Raw genomic sequence first — 13,782 nt, forward strand, 5'->3', positions numbered from 1 at the left:
ACCCGTCACGGGCATTGTGGGGGTATGGCGGCGACGCAGGGCGGAACCGGAACGATGACCGCGTGGCGCGTGGTCGCTCCGGGGCCCGTCGCGGGCCACCCGCTGGAACGGGACCGCGAGCGAATCCCCGAGCCGGGACCGGGCGATCTTCTCGTGAAGGTCCTGGCGTGCGGAGTGTGCCGCACCGACCTGCACGTGACGGAGGGGGATCTCCCCGTGCACCGGCCCCGGGTGATTCCCGGCCACGAGGTGGTGGGAGAGGTTGCCGCGCTGGGTGATTCGCTGGCCGGGTCCTTCGCCGTCGGGGACCGGGTGGGCATCGCGTGGCTCCGGCACACGTGCGGACAGTGCGCGGCCTGCCTGCGCGGCGCGGAGAACCTGTGCAGGCAGTCGCAGTACACGGGATGGGACGCGGACGGCGGGTACGCCGAGTTCGCGACGGTCCCGGCCGGCTACGCGCTGCACCTGCCGGAGGGGTACACGGACACCGAACTCGCCCCGCTGCTGTGCGCCGGGATCATCGGCTACCGGGCACTCGAACGTGCCGCGGTCCCCGTCGGCGGCACGCTCGGCATCTACGGCTTCGGCGGCAGTGCGCACCTCACCGCCCAGGTCGCGCTGGCGCGCGGCGCCCGGGTGCACGTCATGACACGAGGGGCGGAGGCCCGGGCGCTGGCGGAGCGACTCGGGGCGTCATCCGTGCAGGGCGTGCGCGACACACCGCCGGAGCCCCTCGACTCCGCGATCCTGTTCGCCCCGGTCGGCGACCTGGTGCCCGTCGCGATGGAGGCGCTCGCCGACGGCGGCACCCTCGCCGTCGCCGGAATCCACCTCACCGACATCCCCGCGCTCGAATACCAGCGGCACCTGTTCCGGGAACGGCAGATCCGCAGCGTCACCGCCAACACCCGTTCGGATTCCGTCGAATTCCTGCGCATCGCAGCGGAACACCGGCTGAGCATCGACACCCACCCGTACCCACTCGACCACGCCGACCGGGCCCTGAAGGACCTGGCGGTCGGAAAGTTCAGCGGTGCAGCAGTTCTCGAGCCGTAGAGGGAGAGAGATATGAGCGAACAAGCAGGGTCACCCGTCGTCGTCGGTATCGACGGTTCCCGGGCCGCGCTCGACGCGGCGCGCTGGGCCGCGGGCGCGGCGGCCCGGCTCGGCGCCCCGCTCCTGCTCGCCCACACGTACCCGGACGAGGCCACGTTCTACAACGGCACCGCGATGATGATCGACGCCCAGTTCATCCAGGAACTGCGCGAGGACGGCAACACGATGCTCGACGCCGCCACCGCCGCCGCCCTGCAGGATCAGCCCGGCCTCGCCGTCGAGCGCGACGTCCGATCCGGGACCGCGGCGTCCCACCTGATCGAGCTGTCGCGGGCGGCGCGGATCGTCGCGGTCGGCGCGCAGGGTGCGGGTGCGGTCACCGACTACCTCCTCGGATCCACGGTCCTGCGGACGGTCAACCACGCGCACAGCCCGGTCGCGGTGGTCCGGGGAGCGCCTGCGCCGGCCTCACCGGACGCCCGCCCGATCGTCGTCGGCGTCGACGGCAGCCAGGTCAGCGAGAACGCCGTCGAGGAGGCGTTCGCACTCGCGTCCGCGTTCGGGGTCGGTCTGGACGCGGTGCACGCGTGGAGCGGAGAGAAGCAGCACGGGCTCGCGCACGCGTCGAAGTACGTCGACTGGGCCGCCTACGAAGAAGGGGAGAAGGCCGTCGTGTCCGAATGCCTCGCCGGCGCCCGCGACGAGTATCCCGACGTGCCGGTGACCGAGGTTTCGACGCAGGGGGCGTCCGCCGACGTCCTGCTGCGGCACGCGGCGACCGCGCAACTGCTGGTCGTCGGAAGCCACGGCCGGGGCAAGGTGATGGGTGCCCTGCTCGGATCCGTCAGCCAGAATCTCGTGCATCACGCTCCCTGCCCCGTCCTCGTCTGCCGGACTCGGCAGTGATGCCGGGATAGGCTCCTGTCATGGCTGGGGTCGAGGGTGTCCTGCTCGATATCGACGGTGTGCTGGTTACTTCGTGGCATCCGATCGACGGTGCCGCCGCCGCGGTGCGGGAGGTGCGCGAGCGCGGACTCGCGTGCGCATACCTCACCAACACGACGTCGAGGACGTGCGACGAGATCGCCGACGCCCTCCGGTCGGCAGGCATCGAAGCCGACTCCGACGAGATCGTCACCGCGGCGCGGCTCACCGCCGAGTACGTCCGGTCGACATATCCCGGGTCGCGGGCCTGGGTCCTCAACAGCGGCGACATCACCGCCGATCTGTCCGGGATCGAACTGGACGACGAGAACCCGGAGGTGGTGATCCTCGGCGGCGCCGGGCCCGAATTCACCCACGGCGCACTCAGCCGCGTGGTCGAGTTGATGCTCGACGGCGTCCCCGTCGTCGCGATGCACCGGGGCACCACGTGGGCCACCCACGACGGGCTGCGCATCGACACGGGCACCTACCTCCCCGGGATGGAGGAGGTCGCGGGGACCAACGTCGTGTCGGTCGGCAAGCCGTCGCTCGCCGCGTTCCTCACCGCCACCGATCTGATGGGTACGGGACCGGACGTGACGATGATGGTCGGCGACGACCTGACGGGTGACGTCCTGGCCGCGCAGCGGGTGGGACTCACCGGGGTCCTGGTACGGACGGGCAAGTTCCGCCAGTCGATTCTGGACCTCGTCGCGCAGCGACCGGACCACGTCGTCGACTCGGTCGCGCAGCTGCCGAAGCTCCTCGACGAACTCGCCTGAGCGGGGTCCGGGACTAACCGGCCCGGAGCGGGTACTCTCGCGGCGAATCCTCCAATTCGACGTTCCCAGAAGGAGCTTCCATGCTCGCTGTCTCCACCCCCGTCACCTCGACCGCCTCGGCATCGCGTACTCGTATCTCGACTCTGTTCGGCCGACGGCTGGCACGTGTGGGAGCGGCGATGGCCGTGGGTCTGGGCGTCGCGGCGGGAATCTCGGTGGCCGGCGCAGGCGTCGCCGGTGCCGCCCCCGTCAACTGCGTCTCCCCGCCGTCGGCCAACGACGTCCAGGTGTCGGACACCGCGAGCTGCGGCGCCAAGGCGACCGAGGCCGGCACCGCCCACGCGATGGCCGCGGACAGCGGCACCGCGGTGAGCGTGGCCAACGGGCACAGCGGCGCCACCACGTACGCCAACGGATACGGAACGTCGCTCGGTGCGTCGACGGGCTCGGGTCAGGCGTACGCCGTCTCGCTCGGCGGCGGCATCGCCCGTTCGGGCGCGGCCGACGGCACCACCACCGTCGCGATCGCGGGCTGGGGTTCGGGTGCGACGGCCGACGCGAACGGCGTCGACTGCGTCGGCGCGCTGTCCCTCGCCTTCAACCTGAACACCGGTCAGGTCTGCGCGATGCGCTGATCGCCCCGCACAGCGCTTCCGCCCCGACCTTGCACTCACCCTGTTCGAGTGCTAAAAATGCACTTGGCACTCGCCACGGGTGAGTGCCAGGTCGGGACGGTGAGACCGGGAACCACAGACACCCCTGGTCGTCCGTCGCGGGCACCGAACTCGGCCGAAGGCGTAAATGAGGCGACCCGACTAGCGGTCGCCTTGTGTGTCACCCCCAATCCGGAGGATCACTTCGCAATGGCCAAGATCATCGCGTTCGACGAAGAGGCCCGTCGCGGCCTCGAGCGGGGACTCAACGCCCTCGCCGACGCAGTCAAGGTGACGTTGGGCCCCAAGGGTCGCAACGTCGTGCTCGAGAAGAAGTGGGGCGCCCCCACGATCACCAACGATGGCGTGTCCATCGCCAAGGAGATCGAGCTCGAGGACCCCTACGAGAAGATCGGTGCCGAGCTGGTCAAGGAGGTCGCCAAGAAGACTGACGACGTCGCCGGCGACGGAACCACCACCGCTACCGTTCTCGCCCAGGCTCTCGTCCGTGAGGGCCTCCGCAACGTCGCTGCCGGCGCCAACCCGCTGGGTCTGAAGCGCGGCATCGAGAAGGCCGTCGAGGCCGTCACCGTGCGTCTGCTCGAGACCGCCAAGGAGATCGACACCAAGGAGCAGATCGCTGCTACCGCTGGTATCTCCGCAGGCGACCCGTCCATCGGCGAGCTCATCGCCGAGGCCATGGACAAGGTCGGCAAGGAAGGCGTCATCACGGTCGAGGAGTCCAACACCTTCGGCCTGCAGCTCGAGCTCACCGAGGGCATGCGCTTCGACAAGGGCTACATCTCGGCGTACTTCGCCACCGACCCGGAGCGTCAGGAAGCCGTCCTCGAGGACGCGTACATCCTGCTCGTGAGCTCCAAGATCTCCACGGTCAAGGACCTGCTGCCGCTGCTGGAGAAGGTCATCCAGTCCGGCAAGCCGTTGGTCATCATCGCCGAGGACGTCGAGGGCGAAGCCCTGTCCACCCTGGTGGTCAACAAGATCCGTGGCACCTTCAAGTCCGTGGCCGTCAAGGCTCCCGGCTTCGGTGACCGTCGCAAGGCTCAGCTCGCCGACATTGCCATCCTCACCGGTGGCGAGGTCATCAGCGAAGAGGTCGGCCTCTCCCTGGAGACCGCCGGACTCGAGCTGCTCGGCCAGGCACGCAAGGTCGTCATCACCAAGGACGAGACGACCATCGTCGAAGGCGCGGGAGACCCCGAGGCCATCGCCGGTCGCGTGTCCCAGATCCGCGCCGAGATCGAGAACAGCGACTCCGACTACGACCGCGAGAAGCTGCAGGAGCGCCTGGCCAAGCTGGCCGGTGGCGTTGCAGTCATCAAGGCCGGCGCTGCCACCGAGGTGGAGCTCAAGGAGCGCAAGCACCGCATCGAAGATGCCGTGCGCAACGCCAAGGCTGCCGTCGAAGAGGGCATCGTCGCCGGTGGTGGCGTGGCTCTGCTGCAGTCGGCTCCCGCACTGGACGACCTGAAGCTCGAAGGTGACGAGGCCACCGGTGCGAACATCGTTCGCGTCGCCCTCGAAGCACCGCTGAAGCAGATCGCCTTCAACGCGGGCCTCGAGCCCGGCGTCGTTGCCGAGAAGGTTCGCAACCTGCCCGCAGGTCACGGCCTCAACGCCGCGAACAACGAGTACGGCGACCTGCTCGAAGCCGGCATCAACGACCCGGTCAAGGTCACCCGCTCCGCGCTGCAGAACGCAGCGTCCATCGCGGCTCTGTTCCTGACCACCGAGGCCGTCGTCGCCGACAAGCCGGAGAAGGCCGGAGCGCCCGTGGGCGACCCGACCGGCGGCATGGGCGGTATGGACTTCTAAAGGCGGCTACGCCTCCCGTGCGTGGCTGAGGAGTCCCCGGACTCGTTTCCCACTCACGGGCACGAAGTGCTCCGAAAGAGCCCGGGACACCAACTGGTGTCCCGGGCTCTTTTCGTCGTCTCAGTGTCCGGCAGGCATCAGCATCCAGGCGGCGAGGTAGACGAGGGCCGCGGTGCCGCCGGTGACCAGGGTGGCCACCACGGTGAGCAACCGGACGAGGTTGACGTCCACCGAGAAGTATTCGGCGACGCCGCCGCAGACGCCTGCGAGCATCTTCTGGCTGTCGGAACGGGCGAACTGGCGGGGGGTGTTGCTGTCGAATGTCATGTTTCCATCCTGTTCGCCGAAACCGGCCGGCACATCGGGATGTACCCCGATCTCCACCCTGGTCTTTCACCCTGAGCAGCGGCGACGCGCCGAAGAACTCGATATCCCACACTTCGGTTCGAATTGGTGTAACACTTAAAAATTTTGTTTGCAGTATTTCTATTTCTGGACAAATGGGATTCGTGTAGCACGGCCAAAGAAGAGATGTGCGAAATTCGCCAACTCATCGTTTCTTCGGCGGGAAATTCGAGGGCGAGGACAAGAAAAGGTCCGGAAATGGCGAAGCAAAGTGTGTTCTGTCGCTATTCGGTTACGGGAGCAAGGCTCGGGAGGTCGAAATTGCGCATCTTCCCTGGTTATGAGGCCCGTTCTGCAGGCAATTGGGGATTAGCCGGGCAATCAAGCAATCTACACCCGGGTAACAGTTTGAAATGTTACAAATATTCTCTTTGGTTGATACGTCGCGTCCGGTACAAATGAAATGCGTCCGACGGCGCAGCTCGAAACCGCCACACATAGATCAGGAGTGACTGGATATGAATCTCGAGACCCTCTTGGAATTCGTCCTGAAAGTCCTAGCCCTCGGTAGCTCCTGAGGAGCCCCCGAACTTCACGGACACTGGGGCCCGCATGCGACACTGTGGGCCCCAGTTCGGTGCTCGGAGGAAGTGCGAGCAGCGCCCAGACGGAAGGTGAAGGATGGTCAACCGCACTGCAGCGGGTAGGTATGGGGTTCGGCTGGCGCTCGCGGTCGCTCTGACGACGGCCATTCCGTGCCTCGGGGTCCAGGCGTCCGCTTCCGCCGATCCCGCCGAAGACGCCACTGTCGCGGCCGGCGGCTCCCACCTGGTGAGCACCGACCCGATCGACGACCGGCAGTCGACCATTCACGTGTACTCGGCCTCCATGGACCGGGAGATTCCGCTGCGGGTGATCACTCCCGCGGACACGAGCGCCCCGAGGCCGACGCTGTACCTGCTCAACGGTGCGGGCGGCGGCGAGGACTCCGCGACGTGGCAGGCCCGGACCGACGTCGTCGACTTCTTCGCCGACAAGAACGTCAACGTCGTCACGCCCATGGAGGGCGCATTCAGTTACTACACCGACTGGGAGCAGACCGACCCCGAACTGGGCAACAACAAGTGGACGACGTTCCTCACGCAGGAACTTCCGCCGATCGTCGACTCCGCGCTCGACACCAACGGCGTCAACTCGATCGCCGGCATCTCGATGGCTGGTAGCTCCGTGCTGAGCCTGGCGCAGTCGGCGCCAGACCTGTACCAGAGCGTCGGCGCCTACAGCGGGTGCGCGATGACCAGCACCGACCCCGGCCGCGCGTACGTACAGATGGTCGTCGAGGGTCGTGGCGGCGGTGACACCTCCAACATGTGGGGTCCTGAAAACGGTCCCGGCTGGGCCGCCAACGACCCGTACATCAACGCGGAGAAGCTGCGCGGACTCGACATCTACGTCAGCAACGGATCCGGGCTGCCCGGGGCCGGCGATCAGCTGAACGCACCGGGAATCAACGGCGACGTCGGAACGCTCGCCAACCAGATTCTCGTCGGCGGCGTCATCGAGGCCGCCACCAACCAGTGCACCCACGCGCTGGCGGACAGGCTGAACGAACTGCAGATTCCCGCGACGTTCGACTTCCGGCCCACCGGCACCCACTCCTGGACCTACTGGCAGGAAGACCTGCACAAGTCGTGGCCGATGCTCGCCGCGTCGATCGGCCTGTAGCGTCCGGTCTCGGAACAGAATCGACCCCCGCAGATCCCGGATCTGCGGGGGTCGAGCCGTCTAGTCTGACGAAGTGGAGACAGTACCGATCCAGATGCCCGACGGAACCACCACTCCGGTTCGCCTGTTTCCCGGCCCGGACGACGCCCCCGTGGTCGTGGTGTTTCCCGGCCTGGGAATTCCCGCCGGCTACTACGAACCCTTCGCCGAGGAACTCGTGTCCCGGGGATTCAACGCGGCGATCGGCGAACTCCGCGGCCAGGGCGACAGCCGCCCCCGCCCGAGCAGTGACAGCACGTACGGTTACCACGAACTGGTGGCCCTCGACTTTCCCGCGATCTTCGAGGTGGTGCGGGAACGTTTTCCGGCCGCGACGCCCTTCCTGCTCGGGCACAGCATGGGCGGTCAGCTCGGCGTGATGTACGGGGCACGGATCCGGGGCAGGCTCGGCGGGATCGTGCTCGTCGCGTCCGGGTCGCCGTATCACCGGGGGTTCCCCGGGATCCACGCCCCGCGGATGCTCGTCGGCGCCGCGGCGATGTCGATGACCGCCAACCTGGCCGGGTTCTGGCCCGGCGACAAACTGGACATCGGCGGGTTCGGACGGCAGTCGAAGGTGCTGATCACCGACTGGTCGCGATTCGCCCGCACCGGCAGGATCGAACCCGACGGCGCCGACATCGACTACGAGGAACGCATCGGCCGGCTGAAACTGCCGGTGCTGTCCGTGACCGTCGAAGGGGACGATCTGGCTCCTGAATCGGCGGCGAAGAACCTCCTCGCGAAACTCCCGAACGCCGACGTCACACTGTGGCACCAGCCGCAACCGCTCGGCCACAACGGGTGGATCCGCGAGCCCGCGAGCACCGTCGACCGGATCGTCGACTGGATCCACGACCACACCTGACCTGTGAGTACTTATTAACCGCCGGCGGTTAAGAAGTACTCACAGGTGGGGTCAACGGGTGAGCTGCTCCCACAGGAACGTGAACGTGAGCGCCGATTTGAATGCCGCCTGCGCGTTGTCGGCGGCCCCGCCGTGCCCGCCCTCGATGTTCTCGTAATACCAGACCTCGTGGCCCTGCTCTTCCAGCAGCGCCGTCATCTTGCGGGCGTGGCCGGGATGGACGCGATCGTCGCGGGTGGAGGTGGTGACCAGGATCGGCGGGTAGTCCGCCGCCGGATCGGTGTTCTGATACGGCGAGTACTCGCCGATGAACTTCCAGTCGTCCGGGTTGTCCGGATCGCCGTACTCGGCCATCCACGACGCCCCGGCGAGCAGCAGGTGATACCGCTTCATGTCGAGGAGCGGAACCTGGCACACGATCGCGCCGAACAGTTCCGGGTAGCGGGTGAGCATGACGCCCATGAGCAGTCCGCCGTTGCTGCCGCCCTGGATCCCGAGTTGCTTCGACGTGGTGATGCCCCGGGCCACGAGGTCGCGGGCGACGGCGGCGAAGTCCTCGAACGCCTTGTGCCGACCCTCCCGCACCGCCTGGGTGTGCCACGAGGGGCCGTACTCGCCGCCGCCGCGGATGTTCGCGACCACGTACGCGCCGCCGCGTTCGAGCCACGCGAACCCGACCGACCCGCTGTACCCGGGGACCATCGAGTTCTCGAAGCCGCCGTACCCGTACAGCATGGTGGGGCAGGGGCCGGTCACGTCGTCGCGGCGCACCACGAAGTAGGGGATCTCGGTTCCGTCGTCGGACACCGCGAAGTGCTGCGACACCGACATGCCGTCCGCGTCGAAGAACGAGGGTGCCTGCTTGACGGGTTCGAGCGCGCCCCCGACCGAGCCGTACAGCAGCGTCGCCGGTGTGGTGAATCCGCTGGAGTTGACGAAGAAGTCGTCGCTGGTGCGCGGGTCGGTGCTGATGATCCCGCTCGCGGTGAGTTCCGGGACACCGTCGAGCGGCTTCTCCTCCCACCCGGTGTCGTTGGGCGTGAGCACCGACAGTTTGGTCTGCACGTCCGACAGCCGCACGAGGAGGAGGTGGTTCCGGGTCCACGTTCCCTGTTCGAGGGACGTGTGCTCGTCCGGGGTGAACAGCGGCGTCAGCTCACGGGACCCGGCGAGGAAGTCGGCGTAGTTCGCGGCGAGCAGCGACCCGGCCGGGTAAACGGTGCCGTCCACTACCCAGTCGGTGCGCGGACGGATGGTCAACCACTCGCGGTACACGGACGAGCCCGCGTCGTCGGGGGTGTCGATCCGGACCTTCGACCCGTCGGGGAGCAGTTCGTAGCGTTCGGAGTTGTAGAAGTCCATCGACCGGCCGACGAAGTGCCGCTCGTACCCGGGGGTGTCGTCGTACGACGCGCCGACGGACACATCGGTGGTCTCGCCCTCGAAGACGGTGACCGCCTCGGTGAACGGTGTGCCGCGATGCCAGCGCTTCGCGATTCGCGGGTAGCCGGAGTCGGTCATCGAGCCCTCGCCGAAGTCGGTCCCGACGTACACGGTGTCCTTGTCGATCCAGCTGATGCTGGTCTTCGCCTCGGGGACGTCGAACGCGTGGTCGCCGCCGACGAATTCGCGCGTCTCGAGGTCGAATTCTCGCACCACGGACGCGTCGGCGCCGCCGCGCGAGAACGACAGCAGGGCACGTGACTGCTCGGGTCGCAGCACGCTCGCGCCTGCCCACACCCAGTTCTCGCCCTCCCGTTCGGCGAGTGCGTCGACGTCGAGCAGGACGTCCCACTCGGGGTTGTCGGTGCGGTACTGCTCGAGGGTGGTGCGCCGCCAGATGCCGCGCTTGTGTTCGCCGTCGCGCCAGAAGTTGTACAGGTACTCGCCGCGCATGCCCGCGTAGGGGATCCGGTCGTCCGTGTCGAGCACGTCCAGGATCCGGCTCTCCAGCGCGGAGAACCCGGCGTTCTCGGTGTACTCGGCGAGCGTGCGGGCGTTGCGCTCCCGCACCCAGTCGAGTGACCGTTCCGCGGTGACATCTTCGAGCCAGAGGAAGGGATCCGTCATGGCGCCATTCTTGCAGGCGGTGTCGTGCCTGGTCGCGGCGGCAAAGGTGTGACGCATGAGGCTACCCGCGGGTAACGCGACCGCGTGGAGACAGCGAATCGGGACGGGACTACCCTGAACAACCGTGACCTCACACTATGACGTCGTTGTCCTCGGAGCCGGTCCCGGTGGGTACGTCGCTGCTATCCGCGCGGCACAACTCGGACTGAGCACTGCCATCATCGAGCAGAAGTACTGGGGCGGTGTGTGCCTGAACGTGGGCTGCATCCCCTCGAAGGCTCTTCTCCGCAATGCCGAACTTGCGCATCTCTTCACGAAAGAGGCCAAGCTGTTCGGTATCTCGGGTGAGGCGTCCTTCGACTTCGGCGCCGCGTTCGACCGCAGCCGCAAGGTTGCCGAGGGCCGCGTCAAGGGCATCCACTTCCTGATGAAGAAGAACAAGATCCCCGAGTACGACGGCAAGGGCACCTTCACCGACGCCAACACCATCGAGGTCGCGCTCACCAAGGGCGGCACCGAGACGATCACGTTCGACAACGCGATCATCGCCACCGGCAGCACCACCAAGCTGCTGCCCGGCACCGAGCTGAGCAACAACGTCGTCACCTACGAAGAGCAGATCATGACCCGGGAGCTGCCCGGATCGATCCTCATCGTCGGTGCCGGCGCGATCGGCATGGAGTTCGGGTACGTGCTGAAGAACTACGGAGTCGACGTCACCATCGTCGAGTTCCTCGACCGTGCGCTGCCCAACGAGGACGCCGACGTCTCCAAGGAGATCGAGAAGCAGTACAAGAAGCTCGGCGTCAAGGTGATCACCGGCGCCGCCGTGCAGAGCATCGACGACGACGGCTCCAAGGTCACCGTCTCGATCAAGAACAACAAGTCCGGTGAGACCGAGACGGTCGTCGTCGACAAGGTGATGCAGTCCGTCGGGTTCGCCCCCCGCGTCGAGGGCTTCGGTCTCGAGACGACCGGTGTGCAGCTCACCGACCGCGGCGCCATCGGCATCACCGACACCATGCAGACGTCGGTGCCGCACATCTACGCCATCGGTGACGTCACGATGAAGCTGCAGCTCGCGCACGTCGCCGAGGCGCAGGCCGTGGTCGCCGCCGAGACGATCGCCGGCGCCGAGACGCTACCGATCGACGACTACCGGATGATGCCGCGTGCCACGTTCTGCCAGCCGCAGGTCGCCAGCTTCGGTCTGACCGAGCAGCAGGCCAAAGACGAGGGCTACGACGTCAAGGTCGCGACGTTCCCGTTCGCCGCCAACGGCAAGGCCCACGGCCTCGGCGATGCCACCGGCTTCGTCAAGCTGATCGCCGACACCAAGTACGGCGAGCTGATCGGTGGCCACCTCATCGGCCCCGACGTCTCCGAGCTGCTGCCCGAGCTGACCCTCGCGCAGAAGTGGGACCTCACGGTCAACGAGCTGGCCCGCAACGTGCACACCCACCCGACGCTCAGCGAAGCCCTGCAGGAGGCCATCCACGGCCTCGCCGGGCACATGATCAACTTCTGACCCGAACACCGACGAGGGCCCGCACAGTCTCTGTGCGGGCCCTCGTCGTTTCGGGCCGGATCGGTTTCGCGATCCGATGGCGAACTGCCCGCCGCGATGGCATCGTGGGGAAGATGACCATGCCGGACAGCACGCCAGAAGGATCCGACGGCGAGTACAGCCTGGACGAAGAGGACCAGCTGCAGCCGGAGGACACGTTGGTCGACCGAGGTGTGGACGACGTTCTCGACGAGGGGTATTCGCCTCCGGAGAAGCCGCTCGGGCTCGACGCGTTCGGAACGACGGCCGCCGAGCAGCGCGAAGGGGAGACCCTCGATCAGCGGCTCGCCGAGGAGGAACCGGATCCGGCGTTCGAGGAGGACGAGAATCCGGAGATCCTCGACGACAACGAGGTCGGAAGGCAGCGTTCGGGCAGGCTTCTCGCCGAGGACGAGGGTGTGGGGGAGGACGAGGAGAAGGATCTCGTAGCCTTCGACATCGGAATCGACGGGGGAGCGGCATCGGCCGAGGAGGCCGCGGTCCACATCGTCGACGAAGAGTCCGATCTCGACGACCTCAGCTGACGCCGCGACCGGCGTCGTACTTTTCCTGCGCTGCCAGAACGTCGGGTACGCGCGCCTCGACCAGTTCGATCAGTTCGATCAGGCGTGAACCGACCTCGGCGCCGAGCGGCGTGAGGCTGTATTCGACCTTCGGCGGGATGGCCTCGAGCACGTCGCGGACGACGAGGCCGTCCCGTTCGAGTGCCTGCAGTGTCTGCGACAGCATGCGTTCGCTGACGCCGTCGACGCGTCGGCGGAGTGCGCTGAATCGATAGTTGCCTTCCGTCAGTGCCGCGAGCGCGAGCACACCCCAGCGGCCGGTGATGGTCTGCAGGGTCTCGCGCGACGCGCAGTTGCGTGCGAAGACGTCCGCTTCGAGGGTGCGGTCTTCACTTTCCTGTGCTGGGTGCGCGGGCTCGGACATGCGTCCAGTGTATCCCACGAAGGGGAAGTACTTACTCAAACATTTGCACTTACGAAAAATTAGTGCATGATGGAAAGTGAGCTTGAACAGTCAACTCGCACCACTACGCGCTAGGAGTTCGTCATGACCATCGCCGTCACAGGAGCAACCGGACACCTCGGCAGGCTCGTCGTCGAGGCACTGCTCGACAAGGGAACGCCCGCCGCCGACATCGTCGCCGTCGTCCGCACCCCAGCCAAGGCCGCAGACCTCGCGGACAGGGGAGTCGAGGTCCGGCAGGCCGACTATAACGATCGCGCCGCGCTCGAGACCGCATTCGCCGACGTCGACAAGCTGCTGCTCGTCTCCGGCAGCGAGGTCGGACAGCGGGTTGCCCAGCACGCCAACGTGATCGACGCCGCGAAGGCGGCCGGGGTCGGCTTTGTCGCCTACACCAGCGTCCTCGACGCGCAGAACAGCACGATCGGGCTGGCCGTGGAACACCGCGCCACCGAGGATCGGCTGGCGCAGTCCGGGATCGACTTCGCGCTACTCCGCAACGGCTGGTACTGGGAGAACTACCTCGGCAGCATTCCCGCGGCGGGCGAGACCGGTGCGCTGTACGGCAGCGCCGGGACCGGTGTCGTCGCGGCTGCCGCCCGCAAGGACTACGCCGAGGCCGCCGCCGCCGTCCTGCTCGCCGACGGACAGGCGGGCAAGGTCTACGAACTCGGTGGCGACGAGCGCCTGACGTACGGCGAACTCGCGGACGTCATTTCCTCCGTCATCGGAAAGCCGGTATCGTACAAGGACCTTCCGCAGGACGAGTACGCCGCGGCGCTCCAGGGTGCCGGCCTGCCCGCACCGATCGCGAGCATGCTCGCCGATTCCGATGCGGGCGTCGCCGTCGGCGCTCTGGACACCGAGAGCGGCGACCTGCAGAGGCTGATCGGCCGCAACTCGACCCCTGCCGCCACCGTCCTCGCCGTGAGTACTTCTTAACCGCCGGAC

Annotated in this window: 13 protein-coding genes; 10 read left to right on the plus strand and 3 right to left on the minus strand. The window is 67.2% G+C overall.

Going from position 1 to position 13,782, the window contains the following annotated elements; translation table 11 throughout:
• Positions 1-54: 54 nt before the first annotated feature.
• The 5 genes from MLGJGCBP_RS13125 (at position 55) to groL (ending at position 5,251) form a co-directional block, all read left to right on the plus strand.
• The gene (locus tag MLGJGCBP_RS13125; RefSeq protein WP_201453053.1) at positions 55-1,056 is read left to right on the plus strand and encodes a zinc-binding alcohol dehydrogenase family protein; all 1,002 of its coding nucleotides are present in this window, start codon (positions 55-57) and stop codon (positions 1,054-1,056) included.
• A 12-nt stretch (positions 1,057-1,068) separates the two neighbouring features.
• Positions 1,069-1,962 carry a universal stress protein gene (locus MLGJGCBP_RS13130; protein WP_087562201.1) on the plus strand — a complete coding sequence of 298 codons (894 nt, stop codon included), beginning with the start codon at positions 1,069-1,071 and terminating at the stop codon, positions 1,960-1,962.
• Between the two features lie 20 nt (positions 1,963-1,982).
• Positions 1,983-2,762: an HAD-IIA family hydrolase gene (locus tag MLGJGCBP_RS13135; protein ID WP_087562200.1), complete on the plus strand. Its 780-nt coding sequence runs from the start codon at positions 1,983-1,985 to the stop codon at positions 2,760-2,762.
• A gap of 80 nt (positions 2,763-2,842) precedes the next feature.
• On the plus strand, positions 2,843-3,397 hold the full coding sequence (locus tag MLGJGCBP_RS13140; protein WP_124396047.1) for a DUF6764 family protein: 555 nt from the start codon (positions 2,843-2,845) through the stop codon (positions 3,395-3,397).
• 228 nt (positions 3,398-3,625) lie between these two features.
• Positions 3,626-5,251, plus strand: a complete 1,626-nt coding sequence (gene groL, locus MLGJGCBP_RS13145; protein ID WP_087562199.1) for a chaperonin GroEL — start codon at positions 3,626-3,628, stop codon at positions 5,249-5,251.
• A gap of 120 nt (positions 5,252-5,371) precedes the next feature.
• Here the strand turns inward: groL and MLGJGCBP_RS13150 are convergent, their stop codons facing one another.
• Complete coding sequence (locus tag MLGJGCBP_RS13150; protein ID WP_160096103.1) at positions 5,372-5,578, minus strand: PspC domain-containing protein; 207 nt, start codon at positions 5,576-5,578, stop codon at positions 5,372-5,374.
• Between the two features lie 699 nt (positions 5,579-6,277).
• Here MLGJGCBP_RS13150 and MLGJGCBP_RS13155 point away from each other — a divergent pair.
• Together MLGJGCBP_RS13155 and MLGJGCBP_RS13160 are read left to right on the plus strand one after the other, a co-directional pair.
• Positions 6,278-7,321 (plus strand): alpha/beta hydrolase, encoded by a 1,044-nt coding sequence (locus tag MLGJGCBP_RS13155; protein ID WP_160096105.1) that lies wholly within the window; start codon positions 6,278-6,280, stop codon positions 7,319-7,321.
• A 94-nt stretch (positions 7,322-7,415) separates the two neighbouring features.
• Entirely contained in the window at positions 7,416-8,228 is an 813-nt protein-coding gene (locus MLGJGCBP_RS13160) for an alpha/beta hydrolase family protein (RefSeq protein ID WP_087562197.1), read from the plus strand.
• A gap of 51 nt (positions 8,229-8,279) precedes the next feature.
• Here MLGJGCBP_RS13160 and MLGJGCBP_RS13165 read toward each other — a convergent pair whose 3' ends face one another.
• On the minus strand, positions 8,280-10,355 hold the full coding sequence (locus MLGJGCBP_RS13165; RefSeq protein WP_268960742.1) for a prolyl oligopeptidase family serine peptidase: 2,076 nt from the start codon (positions 10,353-10,355) through the stop codon (positions 8,280-8,282).
• A gap of 67 nt (positions 10,356-10,422) precedes the next feature.
• On the opposite strand from MLGJGCBP_RS13165, the gene lpdA reads away from it, so the two are divergent.
• On the plus strand, positions 10,423-11,826 hold the full coding sequence (gene lpdA / locus MLGJGCBP_RS13170; protein ID WP_160096109.1) for a dihydrolipoyl dehydrogenase: 1,404 nt from the start codon (positions 10,423-10,425) through the stop codon (positions 11,824-11,826).
• 113 nt (positions 11,827-11,939) lie between these two features.
• Positions 11,940-12,389 carry a DUF5709 domain-containing protein gene (locus tag MLGJGCBP_RS13175; protein WP_160096111.1) on the plus strand — a complete coding sequence of 150 codons (450 nt, stop codon included), beginning with the start codon at positions 11,940-11,942 and terminating at the stop codon, positions 12,387-12,389.
• On the opposite strand, the gene MLGJGCBP_RS13180 is transcribed toward MLGJGCBP_RS13175, so the two are convergent.
• Positions 12,382-12,792 (minus strand): winged helix-turn-helix transcriptional regulator, encoded by a 411-nt coding sequence (locus MLGJGCBP_RS13180; RefSeq protein ID WP_087559303.1) that lies wholly within the window; start codon positions 12,790-12,792, stop codon positions 12,382-12,384. The genes MLGJGCBP_RS13175 and MLGJGCBP_RS13180 overlap by 8 nt on opposite strands.
• A gap of 123 nt (positions 12,793-12,915) precedes the next feature.
• Between MLGJGCBP_RS13180 and MLGJGCBP_RS13185 the strand changes: the two genes are divergently transcribed.
• On the plus strand, positions 12,916-13,773 hold the full coding sequence (locus tag MLGJGCBP_RS13185; RefSeq protein ID WP_160096113.1) for an SDR family oxidoreductase: 858 nt from the start codon (positions 12,916-12,918) through the stop codon (positions 13,771-13,773).
• The last annotated feature ends 9 nt before the right edge of the window (positions 13,774-13,782 follow it).

The organism is Rhodococcus sp. T7 (assembly GCF_009872365.1).
Classification (GTDB): domain Bacteria; phylum Actinomycetota; class Actinomycetes; order Mycobacteriales; family Mycobacteriaceae; genus Rhodococcus_F.